Raw genomic sequence first — 23,987 nt, 5'->3', positions numbered from 1 at the left:
CTTTATAGGTACACGTTTCTTCCTGTCAGCCGAAGTCGCACATAGTGGAGCAGCGTTTGGCGAGCATTCCGGATTGCTTTAGGCGACACACTGGCCGAAGGGGCCCGGTAATGGATAGGTACCTCCATAAACCGTTTCTTGCGCAGCAGGAACCTTATTTCTGTTTGATAAAAATGTGCAGTTGATTTTAGTGGATAGTCCAGAAATTGCTTTACAACGCTTCTGTGAAAACCCTGGTAACCAGACGTCATGTCTTTCATGTTGGTGCCGAGCAGCAGGTTTGAAACCAAGGTTCCGAATTTAGAGAGAAACCACCGGCCCCATGCTGAATCTGCGGTGCTGCCTCCATTGATAAACCGGCTGCCAAAAGCACATTCATTGCCTTCGTTCAGAACCCTCAAAAACATTGGTAGCGCCCTAGGGTCGTGTGAAAGACCTGCATCCATTTCGATGATAAAGGCATGGCCGCCTTCATAAGCCGCTTTGTATCCTGCCAAATAGGCATCTACTACGTTTTTGGTTTCAGGAGCCCACACCGTGATGAACCTGGCATCTGCAGCTGACAAATCACGACAAAGACGCAGCGTATTGTCTTTTGAGACTTTATCTACTACCAAATAAACGTGACCACTTTCAAGACGGTCCAGAACGGCAGTTAATAATGAGGTGAAAGGATCAAAATCACTTTCTTCGTTGGCCATTGGAATTACTAATGCCCAATCGTTATCAAAATACATGAGTTGTTAATTTATTTCTGGCTAATTAGGCAAAAGTAAATATTCAAATTTAATATTGATATATATTTAAACATTAATCCTGCCGGATTGCCGCCAGGATCGCGTCCGTTACCTCGCTTCCTTTTTCCTCCTGCAGGAAATGGCCTGCTTTTAGACGCTTCACTGTCGCATCCGGAAAGTGCTTCACCCATTTATCGAGCAGGCTGAGCGGCAGGAGCTTGTCTTTTTCTCCCCAGATGATCAGCATGGGGATCATCTGCAGCTTGGCGCGTTGTTCCCAAAGCTGCCGGAACCAGGGGCCCGACTCAGAGAGGGATGCAGCAAAACGCCAGGTTCCCAGCCTGGCAGCAGGGGAGGAGAGGGGTTTGAGGTAATGCCGGTGCACATCTTTGGTTAAATGCTTGCGCTCGTGGTAGCCCTGGGGCAACAGCAGTCTTGGCGAAAAGGCCAGGCGGGTGTACAGAAACTTCCCCATGCCACCGCTCATAAACCGGCTGATCCGCATGATCTTTGTTTCCTCTTCCAGGTCCCACATCCAGGTGTTCAGGATGATCAGGTGCTTCACCCTCTCCGGGTGCTTTAGCGCATAAGCCAGGCCAATTGGTCCCCCGAAGTCATGCACAACCAGTGTTATCTTATCCAGGTTAAGATGCTCCAGCAGTAGTTCCAGGTTGGCAGCGTGGGCTTTGGGCGTGTAGGCAAAGTCGGCAGGCTTATCCGAAAGGCCGAAGCCAAGATGATCCGGGGCAATACACCGAAAGTCCCGGCTGAGCGACTTAATTTGTTGCCGCCAGACAAAAGACCAGGTGGGGGTGCCGTGCACAAATACAATGGGCTCGCCACTGCCTTCGTCAAGGTAATTGATTTTGCCTTTTTCCAGCTCCAGGCTATGGTGCTGAAAAGGATAGAGAATTCGATCGAGCCATGCAGGAGTTTCCATCATGAAATTTAAGTGAATTGAAGTAATCATGAAAGGGTTGCACCAATTTTAAGTTCAACATATGCCAACATAGGGAGTGTCTATTGGAAAGCCGTTTAATATATATATTATAATTCTGGCAGACTTGAACAATGGTTCAGGAAAGGAAGAGTTTATGTTTACTTTGAACATTTGTTCATAATTTAAAACATCATTTGTTATTACTGAACGTATGTTCATTTACTTGCTAGGACGAGATCTTCGATGAACAAATGTTTATTATTTATAGTGTTGTACAGTGAAGTTAAACCATAGTTCAAAATGTTTATAGGTGGAAAGTTGGTGGCCCTGGCTAATGACATGAGCCGGTGGTAGAATTGAATTGGGGTCTAGACTTCAGCTTATTGCGCCCTATTTGTCCGTGTTCAAAAAATTGCCAACGAGAATAAAGTACGAATCTATTGTTCTAGTTTCAGGAAGTAAGAAGGCATAAGATGAACAGTAACGGGTAGCTGACTTGGTAGGATTAGCTTGGTGCAAATAATGAAGGTATTAGGTCATCTTTCATGCTGGAATTATTCCTTTGTAACAACGAGTTACATCCTGAAAGAACGGATAGGTACACAGGCAGTTGCCATTTTAGCTTTATTTGCGAATGAGTAAAATTTATGCCATATTTGAACACATGTTCACCTATTAGCCCATGAGCAAATTCCAGGAAAAACGAGACCAAAGTATTCAGGTTATTATTCAGACAGCGCTTAGGCTATTTTCGGAGAAGGGGTTTGAGGCTACTTCTATCAGAAATATTTCTAAAGAAGCCGGTATATCGTTGGGCCTCATGTATAATTATTTTGAAAGTAAAGATGAGTTGCTGCTCGAGATTCTGAAGCAGGGAAGTGAGGCGATGAAAGAGTCTTTTGCTGCGCAATCGGCAGAGCCTATTTCTCCTTCAGCCATTGAGCAGTATGTGCGGCACACGGTAAAATTCCTGAAAGGGAATAAGGAGTTCTGCAAACTCCTACAGCCCATGCATCTGCAATCGGATGAGGCCCGGCAATTGCATACGGAAATTAAAAAGCAATCGGCTGCTGCTGAGGATAAGGTTCGGCACCACCTGATCAACAGTGGTATTCCTTTTCCTGAGCTCGAAGCCAAACTGCTTTTTGCCTCTGTAGATGGCATGGTGCAGCACTACATGACACACGACACTTATCCGATTGATGACGTTGCCACTCTGCTACTGATGAAGTACAAAAGGTAATACATCAGCTACTTACACAAAGTTACAAAATTCTCCCTCTATTCAAAAATTTTACCCTCACTTGTGCCCCGCCACTTTTTGCGGGCGGTCACATTCTGCCGCAGCTTAACAGCAATATGCTCCGGAGGGGCATTTTAATTAGCATAATTCAATAGCTCACCCAATCTCTTCCGCTCAAACTGTTCCGACAGCACCTGCTTGCATGTCCTGACGGAATGTACAAAAAATTAGTGGGCAAGCGAGAAAGGCCTGCAACCATACAGGCCGCAGCGGCGCTTGGCGGACCTTGTTCTGCTTCAGAAAAAGGCAATAAAAAGTCAGGCGGAATACTCTGTCAGAATATTCCGCCTGAGAGGGAAGTAAAAATTTATTTTTCTTCTCCGGTTGCTTTTTTAATGGCACTGCGAAGACCATGCACAAACAACATGGTTTCACCGAGGTGCTCGTCAGTTTTGCCAGACTCTCTATGCACAACGCCACAGGATGCATACTCCAGTACCAGGTTTAGATGGTCCATTAAATCAGTAGGATTCATCTCTTTCAGGTAGTTGAGGATCGGCTCAGAGCTAACTGACTGATTGCGGGAAACTGTGAGAAGCGTTTCCACAACGTTTAAAGGTTTTTCTGCAGTCTGCATAGGTAGTATAGTCTCTAATATGTATGAAATTAAGTTTTTGTCTCATTTAGGTCTCAGGAGCATGCCTTGTTCAACAAATCAGCAACACTCTCTGAAACAAACCTTAACCTATGGCTAATAAAAGCCTAGTTAAAACGTTCCGGAATACAAATATAAATAAAGAGAAATAAAAACAAAAAATAGTTATATGTATATTTAGTCAGAAAATAATTTTCTCTCTAACCATACAACTTTCTTATAGTTAGGAGAATGAATACGATTTGTATTAAGTTAGATTGCAGGAAATACGCAAAAACCACTAAACAGGGCATGCGGTCTTCCTGATTTGTTAAAGCACTACTGCCTTTAGCGTGCAGGTAGTTATCTGATGCTTTACAGAATAATTTTGGAAGATAATCCTTTGGTCGTTTTACGTGAGTAGGGTAGTAGTTTGTTGCCAAAATAAGGTCCAGGATCAAAATATTTTTTTAAGTTCTTAAAAACCAATCTTTATTAACCCGTGTTATTGCCAATCTCATACATCAGGCAGGGACCTGCCCGTATATTTTTATGAGGCATCCACCTTGCAGAAAAGCCTCCTGGCCGTAGAAAATTAGGTTAAAAGGCAATTATTCTAATCAAAATGGCCCTCAGGAGACTGCTGGCCGTGTGCCGGAAGCTGTGCCGACTTGCTGCCTCAGGTTTTGGGTTTCTTCTTTTTGGCCGCCGGAAACAATATGTTGTTCAGGATAAGCCTGTAGCCGGCAGAGTTAGGGTACAGGCTCAGGTCTGTCGGGTACTGGCTGCCCCTTGCCTGGTAGGCCTCCGGATCGTGACCGCCATAAAAAGTCCAGGTGCCTTTGCCTACCGTGCCGTTCATGTAGCGCACCTCATTAGCCTCGGCGGTTTCTCCCATAATATTCACCTCCGGCTTTACCTGATCTTTTTTAAAGGCAGTGGTCTGCCCCATAAACCCTTTGATGGTTTTAACGTGGTTTTGCGTGAGCATGGTCGGTATGGGATCCCATTTGGCAGAGAAGGTGAAAAGCGCGAAGAAATCGTTTTCCTCGTCGAGGTTTCTTTCCCAGCGCTGGTTGTCGATACTGGAGAAACCACGTTCATAGGCGTTCTGGCTGATGGTGAAATTATAGAAGGCAAAGGTTTTGCTGAAATCGAGCTTTTGCTGGGCCTGTGGGTCTATGCCATCGCCGTCGTAGAGCTCATCCACAATGTCTACCCCCTCGGCGGCCAGGGCAATATCATAGGTGTCGGTGGCCGAGCACATGGCAAACATAAAGCCTCCCCCTGCCACAAACTCTTTTATTCTGGTTGCCACCCCCAGCTTCATCTGCGATACTTTCTCGTACCCGAACTTGGCTACCAGCCGCTGCGCTTCCTGCTGCTCGGCCAGAAATTTCTCACGCCCCCTGCGCCGGCCGATCGACCGGCCGTACTGGCCCGTAAAATCTTCGTGGTGCAGGTGCAGCCAATCGTATGCGAGCAGCTTCTGGTCCAGCACCTCTTCATCAAAAACAAGGTCATACGGAATCTCGGCATAGGTAAGCACCAGGGTCACGGCATCATCGCCGTATTCGGCCATGGGAGGGGAGTAAACGGCAATTCTGGGCGCCTTTTCCAGCTTCATCACATCCATGTTCACATCGGGGTGAGCAATCTGGTTGAGAATGTTCTGGTACTCGGCATCAGACAGCACCTGAAAGGTGATGCCCCTGGCAAGCAGCTCTTTCTCTACTGGCTCTGCGTGCCGAAAACCGAAGCTCCCGCCACGGTAGTTCAGCAGCCAATCCACCTCTTGCTCCTGCTGCAGTATCCAGAAGGCGAGGCCGTAAGATTTTAAATGGTCTTTCTGGGTTTCGTCCATCGGCACCAGAATTTGGGCGGCAAAGGCAGGGCAGGCCTGCAACCCAAGCGAAGCGGAGACAAGGAGGCTGATTATAAGGAACTTGCTCATATCGGAGAGCCTTGGTGGTAGTTCTATAAAGACACAGAAAACAGCTGATAGTTAAAATGAACAGAACCTGATCTTCAGGCGCACCAGCGGCTGCCTTTTCAGGGGCTGCCGTCAGGGTAACAAAGATCACGATCCGGGTGGAGCAATTGTGGTGGTGTAGTTTCTAAAAGACTGCCTTTCTTACTCTTACGATGTTGAAAGGCCGATGTTTTCCAGTTTTTAGGTCGAAGAAAAACCTGCATCTGCAAGGATACATGTCCTGCTCCGGCAGTGGGTATCACAGATAGACGCTTCCCAGAAATACGAGCAAGGCGAGGCTAAAAAGCACGTTGAGCACCTGCATGAGCCGGTTGTCGGGCTGGCGGTTCCGGTAGGCCAGCAAGGTATAGAGACTGTCTGCCAGGAGGCAGCCTACCACAATCTGCAGAAACAGGCCGGACGAATGGTAAGGGGCGCCGCCTGCCAGGAAGGCCTCTGCGTAGGTATTATAGAGGTAACTGAATTGAAACAGGCAGAAGAGGTTATAACTAAACCCAATGAGGGGCGTCCACCTTTTTTTCCAGAAGGTAAAGGCATATTGTAGCACGACTCTTACATAAATCAGAACTGCGAAATACCGGATACTGGTTAGGTTGGCAGCCGGAATGCCTTCGTCGAAGGCTAATACAGGGCTCAGGAACAAGTAAACGTAGAGCAGGTAAGCCAGCCATACCTTATAAGCGGTAGAGAAAGGCTTTCCACTTCTTTTACCATAGGCGGCTAACAGCCTGTACACCAGGGGTACGAACAGCAGGATTCCGGCAGGGGCCAGTATTTTGGTTAGTAAGCTATAATTCATCACCCTAAAATAGAGTTATAGCTATATGCCGCCATTTTGTTTCGGTTTGGCGAAAAAGGAGCTGTTTTTTCTGCTGATTGCTACGTCAGTCGCTCATTAGCCTGCCCCTTAATTGTACAGGCAGCAGGAGCAGCAGCAAAGCCTGTCGCCTCCCGAGGGGCATTTTCATTAGAATAATCTGGCGGAAGCCTCCTGGATGGCATCATTAAGTTTATATTCTAAATACCCGGATCGCCTCCGTAGGCGAGTGGCCCAAGCGTCTCAGCTAAGCGTATAGTAGGCTTCCTTCTCCTTGTCGTGGAGACGCAGGTATCCGTGGATGACCAGTTTAACCAGTATCCGGTAAGCGCGCCTTTCCGAAAGGTTGGCGAGCTTCATGAATTGGCGTAGGGTAATGCGGGGGTTGGCGTGCAGAAAGGTAAGCACCGTAAGCTCGTGCCGGTCCAGGGGGACCTGCTCAAACGGCCGGGGCTCTTCCTGCTGCAGTGCTTTGTGCACCAGCTTGCTTGTCTGCACGCTGGTGTCTTTCACACGTATATACCCACGCCAGTCGTTCTCCTTCACCTTGGCCAGGTGCGGTTTCTGGCCGCTCTCCGGAATGGTCACAACCAGGACAATGTCTTTTTCTATTTCCACCTCCTCGTATTGCAGCAGCACCGGCGGGTCGCAGTAGAAGTCGGCGGCAAGCTGTAGGGTGTATTTCTCCTCCTCGGGGTCTACGCCACTAATGGTTCCATTGTCTTTTACGCCTACCAGGACACGGCCTCCGCGCGTGTTCGCAAAAGAAACCAGCGTACGGGCAATTTTGTCTGGCTGGGTTACGCGCTGTTTAAAATCCAGTCTATCGCTCTCGCCCTGGAGGATCAGGCGCTGCAGGTCGTCCATATCAAAAACTGAGGTCTACAGATGGTAAACAGAAAAAGCGGGGCTGAGGTTGTGAGAAGCAAATTTTTCTAATGAAAAGCCTCCTCCCGAGGTCCTTTGGCTGCTTTAGCAGCGGGGGGGTATTGTGCCGGAAATGCCCATAAAAAAAGCGGACCTTTCAGCCCGCTTAACTTATGCGTGTACGCCTTAATTAAAAAGGTAGGTCATTGTCGGCATCGCTGCTGTAGAACGATGGGGCACTGTCGGCAGGGGCCTGTTGTGCACCGGCTGGGGCACCAAAAGAGCCGGCACCGGCAGCCTCTATACGCCAGGCCTGCAGGTTGGTGAAGTACATAGTAGTGCCGTTTTTCACAAATGGCTTACCAGTCAGGTTAAAAGTCACTTTAAGTTCGTCACCAGCTTTGAATTGGTTCAGCAGCGAGCACTTGTCCTGTGTTAGTTGGAACTTAGGATATTGGGTGTACTGACCATCCGGAATTTCCAGCACAAATTCCCGCTTCTTGAACTTCTCACTTACTTGTTGTTCATCAAACACTTCGTAAAGCTTACCTTGGATTTCAAACGACATAATTAAATTTTATTTATTTAGAATAAACAAAGATACTGAATTAGGAGCAAATTCAGGAGCCAAAGCCCTGCTAAACTTCATTTTTTTTCAGGATTTGCCGGCCTTATAACTGCCTTTGCAAAACAGGCGTAAAGGAGAGCAGCAGACTAAAAGACAAGCACTGACCATGACCAGAATCGCCATTGCCATACACGGTGGGGCCGGCACCATAACCCCTGCCTCCATGACGCCCGAACTCGAAAAAGCCTACAAGACCGCGCTTCAGAAGACGGTGGAAGAGGCCTACAGCCTGTTAGAGGCAGGAGGAACTGCCCTTGATGCGGTGGAGCAGGCCGTAGCCCTGCTGGAAAACATCCCACTGTTTAACGCGGGCAGGGGTTCTGTATTCACCAAAGAGGGAGGCCATGAAATGGATGCCTCTATTATGTGCGGCAAGACGCTGGGAGCCGGGGCAGTGGCAGGAGTCAGGAGCATCCGGAACCCTGTGGTACTGGCCCGGACTATACTGGAGCACTCAGACCATGTGTTTCTGGCGGGCTCTGGGGCGGAGGAGTTCGCCAGAAAGCACCGGCTGGCCTTTGAGCCGGAGGAGTATTTCTACGACGCTTTCCGGTACAGGCAGTGGCGTGAGGTGCGCGACACCGACCTGTTTATGCTCGACCATACTGGCGACCGGAAATTCGGCACCGTGGGGGCCGTGGCCCTGGATGCTGACGGGAACCTGGCAGCGGCCACCTCTACAGGCGGCATGACCAACAAGAATTACAACCGCATAGGCGACACCCCGGTGATAGGGGCGGGCACTTACGCCAACAACAGCACCTGCGCCATTTCCTGCACCGGGCACGGCGAGTATTTCTTAAGGGCGGTGGTGGCCTACGATGTCTCTTGCCTGATGGAGTACAAAGGCTACTCGCTGCAGCAGGCCTGCGACAAGGTGGTGATGGAAAAGCTGGTTAGTTTTGGAGGCGAAGGCGGCCTTATTGCCGTAGACGCCAGCGGCCATCTGGCGCTGCCTTTTAATTCAGAGGGTATGTACCGGGCTAGTAAAAGCAACCAGCAAGCTACTTATGTGGGCATCTATAAATAGCATCTTGCCCGGCGCAGCTCCGGAGGGCTGTTTTGATTGGAATAATTTGATTGTTGAATAGTTGAATGCTTGAAGTAAAGATTTGGAAACTGGTAAAAGGAGAATTTTGATGGAAATCCTGGAAACTAATGCTCCTCCGATTTGATATTCAGAAAGGTGCAATACTTTTGAAACCGGCAGAAAGCAAAGCTGCCACCATGTCTATAGATGGCGACTTAAAATCCGGAAATTGCACCTGCACTACGATCTGCAACAGGACACAAGAAACAGGAACTCAACACAAGATTTTTTATAATCAGAAAAAATCTTGTGTTGAGTTCCGATAAGTTTTGTCACTGGCCATAATTTTGAACTTCTAATTCTTGATTTGGCGAGGCACTTTCAACTTTTTACTCTTCACCTGTTTTAGCCGCAGGGCATCCATATCTTTGTAGAATTCACGGGTGTTGATGTCGTACACGTTGCCTTTTGCCAGCACATGCATCAGCATGTTTTCGATGGCCACCGGCTTGCCCCTTTCAATTTCACTGATATTGGAGTAACCCAGTACATGCCCGTCCATGATCACCACCAGGTTTGAGCCGATTGTCTCTATCAGATGGCCGTCGGTAATCAGCACGCCGGTGTCTTCGCCTAACCCGATACCCATGGTTCTGGGGTGAGTTACCACGGCTTCCATTAAGCGCCCAAAACGGCCCCTGATGATAAAATGCGAATCGATGATAACACCCTGCATCAGCCCAAGCCCCTGGCTGATGCGCACCGAGCCCTTCAACAAGGCCTCCTTGGCACTGCCGCCCCTGATCATGATTTCTGACATGGCCATGGCGCCCGCACTGGTGCCGGCAATTACAAAGTTCTCGTTCTGGTAGCGCTCTTTCAGGATATCCAGGAAGGGGGAGTTGCCAAAAAAGCGGGTGAGCCTGGATTGGTCGCCACCACTGAACATAATGCCGTCTGCCTGCTTCAGCCGCTCCAGGTAGGCCGGCTGATGTGCTTCTGCAGCTTCACGGATATGCATCAGGCCTATCTCCCCACAGCCTAAAATGCCAAAAGCACTCTGGTAGCGTTCGCCTACTTCCTCCGGAATAAGGGAGGCCGACGTAACAACCTCAACCCGAGGGCGCTCTGAGGGAATTTCCGCCAGGAATCTCTTCAAAATACCTAGTTCAAAAAAATCGAGGTAATATTTTTTCTTTGATTTTGAATTAGGGTAACTGCCCTTGTCTTCGTTTCCACCAACTGCTATGAGTTTGCCTTTTGGTTTGTCGTTCACTGGAATTATAGTTTCGTAAAAGGGTAAATAGAGCTTAAAATATCCGTCATAGACCACCCGGCACAGTGCCTGCCCAAGGGCCAATAGCGGTACCGGTTAAAACAATTGAACATGGTTGCCGACCAGGAAGCAAACCGGCCACTTCCAGGCTGCCAGGTTGCCTCTATTATTTTCAGGGGCAGCAAAAGTCAAATTGCTTTCAAACTAGTACACGTAATTGATGAAAATCGTTGCCTGGCAGGTCTTTTTCCAAACCTGGGCACTCCGGTTTCACCATAAAAACAAAAGGGCCCTATATATGAAAAGGTATATTCGTGCTTCTTTACCACTAAATTAAGCGTATTAACCCTAATTAATTTATATTTTTTTAACCCCTCCTCATGAGGCACGTATAGTAACAGCACGAGACAGATAGATTAACTTTCTATAAACCTAAACCTTTCCAAGCTATGAAACTTACTAATCTGAATGACCTGTTCCTGCATGAGCTAAAAGATATCTACCATGCAGAGAAGCAAATTACCAAAGCACTGCCAGCCATGATCAAGGCGGCCTCTTCGGAGCAGCTGAAAACCGCCTTTCAGGATCATCTGGAAATGACCGAAAGGCAGATAGACCGCCTCGAAAGGGTATTTGAGTTGCTGGGCCAGAAAGTATCCGGAGAGAAATGTATGGCCATGGAAGGAATTATCAAAGAGTGCGAATCCATGATGAAAGAGAAGGCTGACGCTGATGTGATGGATGCCGCACTCATTGGCTGCGCACAGCGCGTGGAGCATTATGAAATTGCCGCCTATGGCACCGTGTGCACCTATGCCAAGCAGCTTGGACTTAACGATGCACTGGACCTGCTGCACACTACCCTCGAGGAGGAGAAACAAACCGACATGTTACTGACATCACTGGCTGAAAGCACTATCAACGTCAGAGCCAGATAAAACATAAGCAGACCTGGTGCTGCTACCGTAAACAGAAAAATCCCCTGTCCTTCCCCGAGCCAGCAAGCCGGCCAGAAGGAGACGGGGGATTTTCGTTTTATGGAGGCTGGAGCCCAGAAAAAAATAAGTAACAGGCATATTTTCCGGCCGGACCACGGTCCATTCTGTTTTAAGACCGGAAAGTTCAATTCATGCCCTTATGCCATTAGCTGCACCTCGTTTTCGAGTCTCTAATCAGTCAAAATATAAATTCAGGTGCGCTCTGCCGGCTGCAGTATCTTCCCTAGTTTCTTCTTCAGCTGTGCAATATCCACATACAGGTTTTCGCGCTGGCCTTTGGCGGCATCCCTTATCTTCTTTTTACTGGGGCAAATGATGTAGTCGTAGTCGAGGCCTGTTTTGGTGGCAATGTCGTAGAAAGGCTCAATGACGAACCCCTCGTTAAATATTTCGATTACCTTGGTACCGGGTTGGCAGAACAATATGCTCACCAGGCCGGCCCCTGTGGCAGACACAACTGCTTCGGCCCTTGAAAAGAGATTCAGCTTCTCCCGGATAGACAGCTTGCTCGAAATAACGTGCTCAAACCCGTACTGCTCCAGTTCCTTTACCAGCTCCTCCTCGTTTAGCACATTGCGCATGTTGGAGTCGCTGCGGCTTATATAAATGCGTGCAGGTGCGGCAACTCCGGCCTCGCCAGTGTCAGCAAGTGGAAGAAAGGCGCTTTTAATATAGTCGCAGAGCCAGGTTGGGAGCAGGGTATGGCTACCACGTGGTGCCGTAGAGGCAATTATACAGTCTGCGGTTATGTGTGGGTGCTGATCACCAGCCAACAGTTTTTCTGATGGAATGCCCAGCATAGCAAGGGTCTCGGTTTGGTAGCTGTAGCGCAGGCTTGGTACCAGGAACCAGTCAATCTTTTCATAAAGCCCACTTTTCTGCAGCAGGTGGAGCCGTGGCAACACATCTATAAACCAATGGCTGATGTTGTTTATGCCTGCCCCGCCAGAGAGTAGCGAAAAAACGGTGCCTTGTATTTTTACAGGTGACTTGAAATAGCGCTGCCCGAAAACAGGGTTCAGCGCAGGGTCAATCACTTTTCCCTCATTCAGGCTAAGCGACACTTCCCCCACCAGGTTGTTGAACCTGCTGATGATGGCTACGCTGTTCTCGTTGTCGGTATGAATACGGCCATGGGGTACTTCAGCCACCACATAAGAGGTTTCCACCCTTTTGGCGGGTTTCCAGTAGTCGGAGCAGGCATGGTAGAGGTCGTCGGAAATATTGAGGGTAGTAACAACAGCAGGATACACAGTATGCACGATCACCTCTCCTGAGTTTACCTCTTTTTGCCCGTTAGTGAGCGAGCCGGCACGGCAAACCCCGATGGGCTTGTATTTCTGGTTAAAAGGGACTAGTTGGCGGGCCACCCTGGAAATGCGTACTGAAATCTTATTATAAAGTTTGTTCATGTTGTTCGTATACTCAATATTCAAACTGCTCTAACTGGTAGGGCCCATTCAGGTCGAAGTATCAAAAGCTAAAATTACCTTTTTAAATATATACGCTGTCTATATTTTTTAGCTGTTATTATTGCTTCTGATAAAATTCAGAAATAAAATGGAACTGCAGGGCAGGGTATGTTTCCTGCACAGACCTCAGAATCCAGGATGTTTCGGCAAAAAAGACCGGGTTATCGTCCTTGTCGTAGGCTATGTTACTGCCTTTCAGGGAGATAAACCTTTTTAGCGCCTCTTTGTCGTCTGAGGTAATCCAGCAGGCCTTATGATAATGGAGCGTATTCAGCTCGCATGTAGCGCTGTATTCCTGCAGCAGCCTGAATTTTATCACATCAAACTGTAGCTCACCAACCGTGCCAATAATTTTGCGGCTGCCCGGCTGCTGCACAAAAAGCTGCGCCACCCCCTCGTCGGTTAGCTGCCGGATACCCTTGTCGAGCTGTTTTGCCTTAAAAGGATCTCTGTTGATAACTTCCTTAAAAATTTCTGGTGAGAAGCTCGGGATGCCCTTAAACTGGAGTGTTTCGCCTTCGGTCAGGGTATCGCCTATTTTAAAGGAGCCGGTATCGTAGAGGCCCACCACATCGCCGGGCCAGGCCTCCTCGAGCAGACTTTTTTCGTTGGCCATAAAGCTGGTCGGGCTGGAGAACCGCACTTTTTTGTCGAGGCGGGTGTGGTAATACTGCTGGTTGCGCTCAAACTTGCCCGAACAGATTCTGCAGAAGGCAATCCGGTCGCGGTGGTTGGGGTCCAGGTTGGCATGTATCTTAAAGATAAAGCCAGTAAAGCTCTTTTCTTCGGGGGCTACCTGCCGCTGGGCAGACTCGCGGGGCTGCGGGTGCGGGGCTACTCGTACAAAGGTGTCCAGCAGTTCGCGCACGCCAAAGTTGTTGATGGCGCTGCCGAAAAACACAGGCGCCAGGTAACCTTCTTTGTAGAGCCCCTCGTCGAAGGGTTCGTAATAGCCTTCCAGAAAATCCACATCTTCCCGGAGCTGGCTGGCATATTTCTGGCCCAGCAGCTGGTCGAGTTGTTCGCTTGCCAGGTCGTGCACGGCTACCACATCATTCGAGATCTGCGACTTGTTCACGGAGAACAGCCGCAGGTCTTTTTCATAGATGTTGTACACGCCCTTAAAATCACGGCCGATGCCAATAGGCCAACTCAGCGGCCTCACGTGTATGTTCAGCTCCTTCTCCAGCTCGTCGAGCAGCTCGTAGGGTTCGCGGCCTTCGCGGTCCATCTTATTTATGTAGATGATAACAGGCGTGTTGCGCATGCGGCACACCTGCATGAGGTTGCGGGTCTGCTCTTCCACGCCTTTCACACAGTCCACCACCAGAATCACGCTGTCTACGGCAGAGAGGGTGCGGTAGGTGTCTTCTGCAAAGTCTTTGTGGCCGGGCGTGTCGAGTATGTTTACTTTGTAGCCTTTGTAATCGAAGCCCATGACGGAGGTGGCCACCGAGATGCCACGCTGCTTCTCTATTTCCAGAAAATCAGAGGTAGCCGATTTTACGATCTTGTTGCTTTTTACGGCGCCCGCTGTTTGGATGGCTCCGCCAAAGAGCAAAAGCTTTTCGGTGAGCGTCGTTTTTCCCGCATCCGGGTGACTGATGATGGCAAAGGTTCTGCGTTTCTTTATTTCTACGTTCGCTGACATATAGTAGGAGCTGGATTGTGCAGACTTGATAAACTGCGCAACCAATATTTTATATATTTTAAAATCTGGTTATTGCAAAGGCCATGTGCTAAGGCAATACAGGCACATCAGTAGTGGCTCATCATGCTGAAGATGGGAAACAGTTGGTTTGGGAGAAATTATTCATGATGGGGCAAAATTACCACCTTTAATTATTTAAACACCTTATTAGGGTGAATTTGGTTCAAAATTCCTGATTTTATTTCGTGCCTGCTGTGGCAGGCAGCAGTGGTTGCCGGATGTTTATTGTTGATTGTTAAATAGTTTAATTGTTAAATGGGTACATGGTTAGGTGGCTGATTTGAAAACGACCTCAGCCTTTATTGTTATTTTGGAAGAATCTGGTGGGCGCGAAGCAGGAAAGAAAAGCTTTGATAGAATTCTGCGTACCCCTTAATCCTGTAAATCCTTCGGGTAGGGCCACAGTATAAAGATGCAGACAAAATACCTAACATTTAGCGTCTACCCTCTATAAAGTGCAGCAGGCTCCGGAGGGGCTTTGTGATTAGAATAATTTGCCTCAGCGCAGCTGCATGAAATAGGCTTGCTTACCAGGTCGCATCTTCGGGGCTTGAGAAGCCGAATCCTGGCCGGAAACGGGGGCCTTCCCCATGCAGATAATTCCACATGTCTGCCTCCAGCTTCTGCTTGTCGAGCACCAGAAACTCGTCCCATCTTTGCCGGTCGTCTTCATCGAAATAGGCCACCAGGTCGCTGAGTTGCAGGTTGCCATTTTGTTGCAGCTGCGGATCTGACCGGAGCAGAAGCTCAATTCTGATGCGGAAGTAGGTGTTCAGCTCTTTGTACCTCGCCTCGTCCCAGTTTTCCAGATGTTCGTTTTTCATAAGCGGTTGCTCCTTTTAGTCTTTTACTGATTCCGGGGCGGATGGTTTTTGTGCTGCCTGGCGCCCCGCCAGCCTTTGTAGCCCTTGACCGGCACAGAAGTAACCCCTACCTTTGCCGGCCAGTTAAAGGCCATACCAGCTGCCGCCACACCTGAATAAAGCCCCTGTGGCTCTACCAAAAAATAAGATATGGAACCCTATAAAGTTAAAATCCTTCAGACCGTCGTCGTTATTGCTGTGTTGCTGCTCATAAAGCTGCTCCTGAGTAAAAGCATCAACAAAATCAGCACACGGTTCGATTTTGCCCTGCGGCGGATCAATATTACCTTCCGGATCATCAATATCATTCTGCTGTTCTTCGGAACTATCACGCTGGCCGCAATCTGGGGGCTGGATCAGAAAGAGCTGCTCCTCTTTATTACCTCTACCATTACAGTGCTGGGGGTGGCTTTTTTTGCGCAATGGTCCATTCTCTCCAATGTTACGTCGGGGCTTGTCCTTTTCTTCAGCCATCCGCTCCGGATTGGCGACAATATCAGGATCTTCGAAAAAGACTTTGAAGTGGAGGGAAGGCTGCAGGATATTTCTGTTTTCTTTATGCACATCCAGACCAAAGACGGTAGGAACATTACGATGCCCAACACTTTGGCTCTTCAAAAAATAATATCTATCGTCCCCGACGAAATGCTTGTTCCAGCCTCGAGGGAGGAGCAGTAAAAAATTGCCCTTCCCCTAAGGCCGGAAGCTTCAGAGGAAGGGATAAAGCTAAGATTAAACCTCCTTGTAAAGAGATGGCCTATTTGCCAGTGGCAAGCGTACTCACGATCTCGTAAGATTTCAGCCTGGCAGCATGGTCGTAGATATGAGAAGCGATCATGATCTCATCTACCTGGGTCTCCTCCAGAAAAGCCTGCAACTGGTTTTTTACGGTTTCAGGTCCTCCAATAAACGTATAGCGCAGCATCTGGTGCACGGCATATTGCTCCGAAGCATCCCAGAGACCTTCCATGCTGCTGACGGGTGCCTGCATGGGTTTGGCAGTTCCCCGGATCACGTTCAGGAAAGACTGATAGAGGGAGGTCGCCAGATGTTTGGCTTCGTCGTCGGTATCGGCAGCGGTTACGTTTACACAGGCCATGGCATAAGGCTCCTGCAGGGAGTCGGAAGGCCTGAAACTGTCGCGGTACACTTTTAAGGCGTGGTGAAGAGCCGCTGGCGCAAAATGGCTGGCAAAGGCGTAGGGGAGGCCCAGGATACCGGCCAGTTGCGCTCCGAAGGTGCTGGAACCTAATATCCAGATTGGCACCTGCGTACCCTCTCCGGGAACGGCACGCACACGGGCGGCGGGGTTGGCTGGCCCAAGATAGTTTTGCAGTTCCTCCACGTGGCGCGGGAAATCCTCCACGTTACCGGTCAGGTCGCGGCGCAGGGCCATGGCCGTGAACTGGTCTGTGCCAGGTGCGCGGCCCAGGCCCAGGTCTATGCGGCCCGGGAAGAGCGTTTCTAGGGTGCCAAACTGCTCCGCCACCACCAGCGGGGCATGGTTGGGGAGCATGATCCCCCCGGAGCCTACCCTAATCGTAGAGGTGCCGCCGGCTATATGCCCGATCAGTAGGGAAGTGGCGGAGCTGGCGATGCCGGCCATGTTATGGTGCTCAGCCAGCCAGTAGCGGGTGTATCCCCAGCGCTCCACCTGTTGCGCCAGATCCAGGCTGCTTTTAAAAGAGTCTGCTGCTGTTTGGCCTTCTAAAATCGGTACCAGGTCCAATACCGACAGTCTTACGTCCTTTAACTGCTTCTGCTTTATATCACTCATGGGTTTAGGATTAGGTTTTAACTGGTTTTGTGGGTGAGAAAAATTCGGGCAGCACGTGCCTGCTATATGGTTCGGAATTTCGCCAAATCCCGATTAAAAAGAGAAAGGCTGCTTTCCGGTATGTAGGGCTGTTTTTACAGTTCCTGCCTGATTGTTTCGCCTAGGCGCTGTATGGCTGCCTCATCTCGTTTATAGTACGTCCATTGGCCGGAGCGGGTGGCGGTAATCAGGCCTGCCCGCTGTAGTGTAGCCAGGTACTCCGACACGGTGGATTGTGAAAGCCCGAGCTTTTGCTGAATATGCCCTACGCAAACGCCAAGACCAAATGCGCTATCGCCAGCCTGCTGCGGCGGGAAGTATCGGTCCGGCTCTCTGAGCATGTTCAGGATCTGGAGCCTGGTCTTATTTGAGAGCGCCTTAAAAATCTCAACCTTATTCATTTGGCAAAGATATCGAAAATTCCCGATAAGCCAAAATTATAGGCCGCCCGCCTAATCGGATAACTCAATTGCCGCAGAAAGGGAAGCCAGACAACTTAACAGGTGGGGCAGAAGGCAGGGGAGGAATGGCAGGATCGGCAGTCATAAATTATTCCAATAAAAAATGCCCCTTCGAAGGTTTCTGCTGCTGCTCGCCCCGGCATGTGGCGCTTTGATTAACGGAAAAAGCTTTGCCTTCTCCCTGGTTTATTTGCAACCAGGGAGAAGGCAAAGCTTTAGTCCGCTAAATTGTTAATAGCAGGTAAGGAGGTGGCGTTGCCCAAAGGCGGGCAACGCTTTTTTCTGTCAGGCACTCAGGGCATGCGCCCTTCCGGAGAAGCGTGTCTGCGGGCTTTTTATAGCCTGTTGCTGCGCCCCAACCTTGCTCAGCAGAAGCACGGTAAAGCACAGGGTAAGCAGGTTGATGGCAGGGATAATGTATACGACCGGCACCACACTGTGGCCAAGCATGTACATGGCATAAACTTTAGCTGTAAGCGCCGTCATCAGCACCGACAGGAAAACAAAGTACACGGGCGCCAGCAAATAACCCATCTTCTTTTGCCGGATAAGCAGAACGCCCACTACCGTGCCCAGCGGAAGAAAAAGGCTCAGGTCCAGCCCCTGCACCACCAAGGTGGTATAATGCTCTACCTGAGACGGAATGATGGTGCCATTGAGAAGCGGCGTAACCACCACGCTCAGCCAGAGCAGGGCAATGGCAAAAGCCGTCAGCACCAGAAAAGCGCCGGCTGATTTTACCGGTGTATTAGGATGAAAACTAGCCGGGAGCCGTTTTTTATTGAATGAAAGCAATGTAAGCGACAGGGCAAAGAACGAAGCAGAGAGCACCACCACGTAAGGCAGGAACATGATGTTGTAGGTGCACATGACCAGGTAGAACAGGTAGGTAAGCAAAAAGTACAGCAAGGTGCCTGCCAGGATAAACCTGCTCACCAGGGAGCCGCCACGGGCAAAGAACAACGACACCAGCAACAAGGGTACTCCCAGAAACAGGGTTACATAATCATGGGCAATGCCTTGTGGCGCCACCTCAGCAGACATGTGCTGGTAAATGCCCTGCCCGTAAATTACGATAGTTTCGCCACGCACGGTGTCGTGCCAGAACGGTCCAGTGCCACCACTAGAAGTAATACCTGCGAGCGTGGCTATTATCGCTACCCCGGCAATAAGCAGAACCAGTATGCTGATGGTAAATTTCTGTTTCATGGCTGTATAAGTTTGAGTTAAAAATTTCCTTTATTTATTAATACACTGGAAGTAAGTTACAATCTGAGATAGCAATCTCCGATGACCTGGCGCATACAAAAAAATGACTTTCGTCTCTTTTCCAGGTTTTTCAGCCTGATTTTCACAGGACTTTTTTCTTTGGTATTACCGCCAGCGACACAAAGCCCGGTATTAAGGGTTTGGCCACTTCAATTTCAACAGATAGATAAAAAAGTCCCGTTTCCCGAAGCGCGACCATTTCTGATCTGTTAAGTGATGGCTATATTTGTTTCCTTCTGCACTTTTTTCTGCAAAAAAACTTAACTTAAAGGTTGTAAGAGCAGCCAGATACAAGTGCCGGCTATCAGGAGGGCGCACATGATTCAGAAGAGGATTCTAATACAGAAAAGAAATGAAGGAGATGCAGGATATTGTCCGGGCATTTGAGGTGGCCAGCAGCGAAAACAAGCAGACGGCCCTGGCTACGGTTGTGCAGGTGCAGGGATCTTCGTACCGAAGGCCCGGCGCCCGCATGTTGGTAACGGAAGACGGGCAACTGACGGGCGCCATTAGTGGCGGCTGCCTGGAAGGAGACGCGCTACGGAAAGCCCGGCTGGCCATGGCGCAGCAAAAAAAGATGCTGATCACCTACGACACCACCGATGACGACGATGCGAAGCTGGGAGTGGGGCTAGGCTGCAATGGCATCATAAAGATCCTGATAGAGCCTATCCGTCCGGAAGATCCTGCCAATCCAGTTTCTATTTTGAGAACCTTTCTGAGCAAACGGCAGGTGGCCGTGCTGGTTACGCTTTTCTCGGGGCAAAACAGAGCAGCGCATCAGCCAGGTACCTGTCTTTACCTGCCCGAAAACGGACTTCTGGTTGGACGAGTAGCCGAGCAGCCGCTGCAGGAGCAACTTCTCGCCGATGCCCGGGAAGCGCTTCTGACTCAGACTTCCCGCACCAAAACATACACGCAGGCAGACTGCTCCTTCACTGGCTTTATAGAAGTGCTCCGCCCGCAGGTGTCGCTGGTAGTGGTGGGAGCCGGAAACGACGCTATACCTGTCACGGCCATGGCAGCACTGCTCGGCTGGAGAATTACGGTTATAGACGGGCGATCCAACTATGCCACGGCCGCACGGTTTCCTGCGGCACACGCCGTGCATGTGGCAAAGCCGGAACAGGTGCCGGACCAACTGACCCTGGATGCGCAGACGGTGCTGGTGCTCATGACGCATAACTACAACTACGAACTGGCGCTGTTGCGGCAGCTATTGCCGCAGCACCTGCCGTATGTGGGGGTGCTGGGCCCCAAAAAGAAATTGAACCGGCTCGTCAACGAGCTGCAGGAGGAGGGGCTGGGTCTTTCTGAAGCTGCCATAAGGGGGCTCTACGGGCCGGTAGGACTCGATATAGGGGCAGAGACCTCTGAAGAAATTGCCTTATCTATTCTGTCGGAGATAAAGGCGGTGCTGGCACAAAGGGCAGGCGGTTTGTTGCGGGAAAGAACCGGGGCGATACACGCGCCTGTGCCTGAAGGGCAGAACGAAACCCTGCTAAGAAAGGAGCAGGAAATACCCATGAACTGCAGCATCCGGATCGCGTGATCTAAAGGAACGGCCCGCAGCAGCGCCTCCGGAGGGCCATTTTCATTCAAATAATTGCTGGTTATTGATAGGCTTAATGATTAAACTGTTGATCAGGCGGTAGGGAGAGTTGATAAAGAATATAGTGAGCGGCACAGCTTACCTTAATTTGTGTCACCTTTTATACCAATTATAGAATGTCGTGATACCTGTTTCTGATATGTAAGTCGTTTTTCTAAAGGTGATGCCATTTTGAGTTCCGGTAAGGTAAGTCGCAGGCTAAATCTGCGTCAGATCAGAGGGGGTAAATTTGTTATATGACAGGACTAGTACTATTGGCGGCGGGAGCCTCTACACGGCTGGGAGAGCCCAAACAGAACCTTTTGTTTGAGGGGCAGCGCCTGATACAGCGTGCTGCAGAGGCGGCGCTTGCCTCTGCCTGCAGCCCGGTGGTGGTGGTGCTAGGGGCTAACGCCAGTCTCGTGCAGCCAGAGCTCACTGCTCCTGGCCTGAGTGTTGTCACTAATCCGGAGTGGGCGCAAGGCATGGGAGCCTCCATCAGGTGTGGGCTTTTGGCGCTCCTGACAGAAGCACCAGCGGCGGCAGCCTGTTTGCTGATGGTATGCGATCAGCCTTATGTCAGCTCCTCGTTACTGAACAGGCTGCTGGAGGCGAAGGCGGAGAACAGGGCTGGGATGGTGGCCAGTGCCTACGGAAATATAGCCGGTACTCCGGCGCTCTTCGATAAAAAATATTTCCCGGAGCTGCTGGCGCTAAACGGAGAGGAGGGAGCCCGCAAATTGCTTCTCGCACATATGCACGATGTCGTCACTGTTCCTTTTCCGCAGGGGGCTATCGATGTGGATACGGCTGCGGATTATGCCGGGCTGCTCCGGTCCTCCACCAGCACCTGACCTTGATTCAGGAGCGATTTTCACTTAAACAAAAATAATCTTAACTTACTTTATAATTAGTAGGAAGATAGCCATATTCAGGCAAAATAAATTTGCTAATCTCATTGATATTCAGTTTTCGGAGCATCGAATTCAGGTTTTGGCTTCTTAAATTTAACTCATAAGTCTACTGCAACTACCATGGCTATTTACAAACTGCAAATAAACGGTCGGAGCTACGATGCCGACGTGGAGCCGGATACCCCGCTGCTGTGGGTACTGCGCGATAACCTGGGCCTGGTGGGCACCAAGTACGGCTGTGGCATAGCGCAATGCGGCGCCTGCACCGTGCACATGAACGGAAATGCCATGCGCTCCTGCGTGTTACCGGTAGCGGCAGTCGGCACCAGCAAGATCACCACCATAGAAGGCCTTTCAGTCGATGGCGACCACCCGGTGCAACTCGCCTGGGACGAGGTGGACGTGGCCCAGTGCGGTTACTGCCAGGCCGGACAGATCATGTCGGCCACGGCGCTGCTCACTAAAAACAGAAAGCCCACTCCCGAAGAAATCGACAATGCCATGAACGGCAACATCTGCCGCTGCGGCACTTACCACCGCATCCGCGAAGCCATTGCCTTAGCCGCCACTAAACTGATAGAGTAGCCATGCCAAACGTACCCGTACCAAGCAGACGTAATTTCATGAAACTGGCCGCAGCGGCAGGTGGTGGCCTTATGCTCGGCTTTAGCTGGTCCAACTCCGCTGCCGCTGTGCTGGAAGTGGTGAGCGACGCAACCATGGCCAGTGGCAACATTAATTTTAACAGCTACCTCTCGCTCTCCCCGGATGGCATCATCACTATTTTCTCTCCTAACCCGGAGCTGGGGCAGAACATCAAAACCTCCTTCCCGATGATTGTGGCCGAGGAGCTGGATGCCGACTGGAGCAAGGTAAAAGTAGTGCAGGCACCGCTCGACTCAGAGAAGTTTCAGCGGCAGGTAACCGGAGGCAGCGGCGCTGTTCCGCACTCCTGGGAGCGCCTGCGCAAAGCCGGCGCCACGGCAAGGCACATGCTGGTAGAGGCTGCCGCCAAACGCTGGAAAGTGCCCGCCAGCAGCCTCAGCACCGACAAGGGCCTGGTGCTGCACCAGCCAACCGGCCGCAAGCTGAGCTACGGCGAGCTGGCTACCGAAGCCGCTCAGGTGCCTGTGCCAACTGAGGTGAAGCTGAAGGACAAGAAAGACTTTAAACTGATAGGTAAAGCCGTCCGCAACGTCGATAACCACGAGATGATTACCGGCAAGCCCCTTTATGGGATGGATGTATACCGCGAGGGGATGCTGTATGCCATGATCCAGCGGCCAAAAGCCTTTGGCCTGAAACTGAAATCTGTAGATGCGGCAGCGGCCCAAGCGGTGCCCGGCATTGTGGATGTGGTGAGCTTTAAAGATAAAATAGCTGTGGTTGGCAAATCGACCTGGCAGGTCATGAAGGCCCGCAAACTGCTGAAAATAGAGTACGAAGAAGAACGCCCCCTGGAGAGCTCCGCAGACCACAACCGCATTTTTAAGGAGCTGCTCGATAGTCCGGAAGCCACTGTTCGCCGGAAAGATGGCGATGTGGAGGCGGCATTCAGCAAGGCTGCCAAGGTGGTGAAAAGCGAGTTTCAGTGCCCGTTCCTGCCGCACAGCCCTATGGAGCCCATGAACTTCTTTGCAGATGTGCGCCTTGACAAAGTGGAACTGATAGGCCCTACGCAGACACCAGAAATGGCCCGGGGGCAGGTAGCCAAATTGCTGGGCATGGACCCTGATAAAATTAGCCTGGAACTTACGCGCCTGGGTGGTGGTTTTGGTCGGAGGCTTAATGCAGATTATGTGCTGGAAGCAGCCGAACTTTCCAGCCTGATCAAAGCCCCGGTAAAAGTAATCTGGACCCGCGAAGACGACATGGCCGGAGGCATTTACCGGCCAGCCGTCCGCTACCGCTTCGAAGCCGCTCTGGATGCAAAGGGAAACATGATCGGCTACAAGGTGCGTGGAGCAGGCATGAACGCCGGGAACCCCACGCGCGAAGACAACTTCCCGTCCGGTGCCGTAGACAACCTGCTGATCGAGTCCATCGAGCACAAAACGCCGATTACCACGGGGCCCTGGCGGGCCCCGATCACCAACTTTCTGGCTTTTGCCGAGCAGGCTTTTCTAGACGAAGTTGCGCAGGCTGCCGGAAAAGACCCGGTGCAGTTCCGGCTGGAGTTGCTGGAGCGAGCCAAAAAAACACCTGTAGGCGCCGTTAAATACGACATCGACCGCATGAAGGGCGTGATAGACCTGGCCGTAGAGAAATCTGGCTGGGGAAAGAAAAAGAAGGTATCGCAGGGCTTCAGCGTGTACTTCTCGCACCGGTCGTATGTGGCACAGGTGGCGGAGGTGCAGCTAAAAGACAAGAAACCGGTTGTCAGCAAGATTTTTGCTGCCGCCGATTGTGGCATCGTGGTGAACCTGAGCGGGGCGTATCAGCAGGTGAGGGGTGGCGTGGTAGATGGTCTGGGACATGCCCTGTATGGGAACCTGAGTTTTGTGAACGGAGCACCACAGCAAACCAACTTCCATAATTACCACCTGATCAGGCTGAAAGAGGTGCCGGAAGTAGACGTGCACTTTGTGAACAACGGCATTGACCCTACCGGTTTAGGCGAGCCTGCCTTGCCGCCTACAGGAGGAGCCGTAGCCAACGCCATCTTTAAGGCAACAGGCAAGCGTCTGCGCCACCAGCCCTTTATGGAGCAGGAGGATCTGAAGATTA

The 23,987-nt window shown here is 50.5% G+C and carries 22 protein-coding genes; 8 read left to right on the top strand and 14 right to left on the bottom strand.

The features are described from left to right. Positions 1-2: 2 nt before the first annotated feature. Positions 3-737 carry a glycosyltransferase gene (locus tag FJM74_RS05075; RefSeq protein WP_241738958.1) on the bottom strand — a complete coding sequence of 245 codons (735 nt, stop codon included), beginning with the start codon at positions 735-737 and terminating at the stop codon, positions 3-5. Positions 738-810: 73 nt separating this feature from the next. Continuing rightward, positions 811-1,680 (bottom strand): alpha/beta fold hydrolase, encoded by an 870-nt coding sequence (locus FJM74_RS05070; protein WP_241738957.1) that lies wholly within the window; start codon positions 1,678-1,680, stop codon positions 811-813. 679 nt (positions 1,681-2,359) lie between these two features. Here FJM74_RS05070 and FJM74_RS05065 point away from each other — a divergent pair. Further along, entirely contained in the window at positions 2,360-2,920 is a 561-nt protein-coding gene (locus FJM74_RS05065) for a TetR/AcrR family transcriptional regulator (RefSeq protein WP_187261488.1), read from the top strand. A gap of 367 nt (positions 2,921-3,287) precedes the next feature. Here FJM74_RS05065 and FJM74_RS05060 read toward each other — a convergent pair whose 3' ends face one another. The 5 genes from FJM74_RS05060 to FJM74_RS05040 form a co-directional block, all read right to left on the bottom strand. Further along, complete coding sequence (locus FJM74_RS05060; protein ID WP_187261487.1) at positions 3,288-3,557, bottom strand: hypothetical protein; 270 nt, start codon at positions 3,555-3,557, stop codon at positions 3,288-3,290. A gap of 676 nt (positions 3,558-4,233) precedes the next feature. Beyond that, positions 4,234-5,508, bottom strand: coding sequence for an asparagine synthetase B (locus tag FJM74_RS05055; protein ID WP_187261486.1), 1,275 nt, complete (start codon positions 5,506-5,508; stop codon positions 4,234-4,236). Between the two features lie 277 nt (positions 5,509-5,785). After that, on the bottom strand, positions 5,786-6,346 hold the full coding sequence (locus tag FJM74_RS05050) for a hypothetical protein (protein WP_187261485.1): 561 nt from the start codon (positions 6,344-6,346) through the stop codon (positions 5,786-5,788). 261 nt (positions 6,347-6,607) lie between these two features. Further along, positions 6,608-7,231 (bottom strand): RNA-binding domain-containing protein, encoded by a 624-nt coding sequence (locus tag FJM74_RS05045; RefSeq protein ID WP_187261484.1) that lies wholly within the window; start codon positions 7,229-7,231, stop codon positions 6,608-6,610. Between the two features lie 190 nt (positions 7,232-7,421). Beyond that, positions 7,422-7,799 (bottom strand): DUF3127 domain-containing protein, encoded by a 378-nt coding sequence (locus tag FJM74_RS05040; protein ID WP_187261483.1) that lies wholly within the window; start codon positions 7,797-7,799, stop codon positions 7,422-7,424. A gap of 166 nt (positions 7,800-7,965) precedes the next feature. Between FJM74_RS05040 and FJM74_RS05035 the strand changes: the two genes are divergently transcribed. Next, positions 7,966-8,889: an isoaspartyl peptidase/L-asparaginase family protein gene (locus FJM74_RS05035; RefSeq protein WP_187261482.1), complete on the top strand. Its 924-nt coding sequence runs from the start codon at positions 7,966-7,968 to the stop codon at positions 8,887-8,889. Positions 8,890-9,244: 355 nt separating this feature from the next. Here FJM74_RS05035 and FJM74_RS05030 read toward each other — a convergent pair whose 3' ends face one another. Beyond that, a complete protein-coding gene (locus tag FJM74_RS05030; protein ID WP_187261481.1) occupies positions 9,245-10,165 on the bottom strand; it encodes a cyanophycinase in 921 nt (306 codons plus the stop codon). Positions 10,166-10,614: 449 nt separating this feature from the next. Here FJM74_RS05030 and FJM74_RS05025 point away from each other — a divergent pair, with 449 nt between their 5' ends. Beyond that, positions 10,615-11,103, top strand: a complete 489-nt coding sequence (locus FJM74_RS05025; RefSeq protein WP_187261480.1) for a YciE/YciF ferroxidase family protein — start codon at positions 10,615-10,617, stop codon at positions 11,101-11,103. A 251-nt stretch (positions 11,104-11,354) separates the two neighbouring features. Here FJM74_RS05025 and FJM74_RS05020 read toward each other — a convergent pair whose 3' ends face one another. The 3 genes from FJM74_RS05020 to FJM74_RS05010 form a co-directional block, all read right to left on the bottom strand. Then, entirely contained in the window at positions 11,355-12,575 is a 1,221-nt protein-coding gene (locus FJM74_RS05020; protein ID WP_187261479.1) for a glycosyltransferase family 61 protein, read from the bottom strand. Between the two features lie 118 nt (positions 12,576-12,693). After that, the gene (locus FJM74_RS05015; protein ID WP_187261478.1) at positions 12,694-14,286 is read right to left on the bottom strand and encodes a peptide chain release factor 3; all 1,593 of its coding nucleotides are present in this window, start codon (positions 14,284-14,286) and stop codon (positions 12,694-12,696) included. A 587-nt stretch (positions 14,287-14,873) separates the two neighbouring features. Further along, positions 14,874-15,170, bottom strand: a complete 297-nt coding sequence (locus tag FJM74_RS05010) for a hypothetical protein (RefSeq protein ID WP_187261477.1) — start codon at positions 15,168-15,170, stop codon at positions 14,874-14,876. Between the two features lie 189 nt (positions 15,171-15,359). On the opposite strand from FJM74_RS05010, the gene FJM74_RS05005 reads away from it, so the two are divergent. Further along, entirely contained in the window at positions 15,360-15,887 is a 528-nt protein-coding gene (locus FJM74_RS05005; RefSeq protein ID WP_187261476.1) for a mechanosensitive ion channel domain-containing protein, read from the top strand. 79 nt (positions 15,888-15,966) lie between these two features. Here FJM74_RS05005 and FJM74_RS05000 read toward each other — a convergent pair whose 3' ends face one another. The 3 genes from FJM74_RS05000 to FJM74_RS04990 all read right to left on the bottom strand — a co-directional run bounded on the left by FJM74_RS05000 (position 15,967) and on the right by FJM74_RS04990 (position 18,695). Beyond that, entirely contained in the window at positions 15,967-16,986 is a 1,020-nt protein-coding gene (locus tag FJM74_RS05000) for an LLM class flavin-dependent oxidoreductase (protein ID WP_187261475.1), read from the bottom strand. 134 nt (positions 16,987-17,120) lie between these two features. Continuing rightward, on the bottom strand, positions 17,121-17,426 hold the full coding sequence (locus tag FJM74_RS04995) for an ArsR/SmtB family transcription factor (RefSeq protein WP_187261474.1): 306 nt from the start codon (positions 17,424-17,426) through the stop codon (positions 17,121-17,123). Between the two features lie 345 nt (positions 17,427-17,771). Continuing rightward, positions 17,772-18,695: a hypothetical protein gene (locus tag FJM74_RS04990; RefSeq protein WP_187261473.1), complete on the bottom strand. Its 924-nt coding sequence runs from the start codon at positions 18,693-18,695 to the stop codon at positions 17,772-17,774. 412 nt (positions 18,696-19,107) lie between these two features. Here FJM74_RS04990 and FJM74_RS04985 point away from each other — a divergent pair, with 412 nt between their 5' ends. From FJM74_RS04985 to FJM74_RS04970, 4 genes are all read left to right on the top strand, one after another. Then, entirely contained in the window at positions 19,108-20,307 is a 1,200-nt protein-coding gene (locus FJM74_RS04985; RefSeq protein WP_187261472.1) for an XdhC family protein, read from the top strand. A gap of 296 nt (positions 20,308-20,603) precedes the next feature. Further along, positions 20,604-21,200, top strand: coding sequence for a nucleotidyltransferase family protein (locus FJM74_RS04980; protein WP_187261471.1), 597 nt, complete (start codon positions 20,604-20,606; stop codon positions 21,198-21,200). Between the two features lie 180 nt (positions 21,201-21,380). After that, entirely contained in the window at positions 21,381-21,845 is a 465-nt protein-coding gene (locus FJM74_RS04975) for a (2Fe-2S)-binding protein (protein ID WP_194349949.1), read from the top strand. A 2-nt stretch (positions 21,846-21,847) separates the two neighbouring features. Further along, positions 21,848-23,987: xanthine dehydrogenase family protein molybdopterin-binding subunit (locus FJM74_RS04970; protein WP_187261470.1), on the top strand; the 2,140-nt coding region annotated here is incomplete at its 3' end.

It is taken from the genome of Pontibacter beigongshangensis (assembly GCF_014332515.1).
Lineage (GTDB): Bacteria > Bacteroidota > Bacteroidia > Cytophagales > Hymenobacteraceae > Pontibacter > Pontibacter beigongshangensis.
The sequence above is the reverse complement of the archived record's forward strand: the minus strand, read 5'-3'. Positions and strand labels throughout refer to the sequence as shown.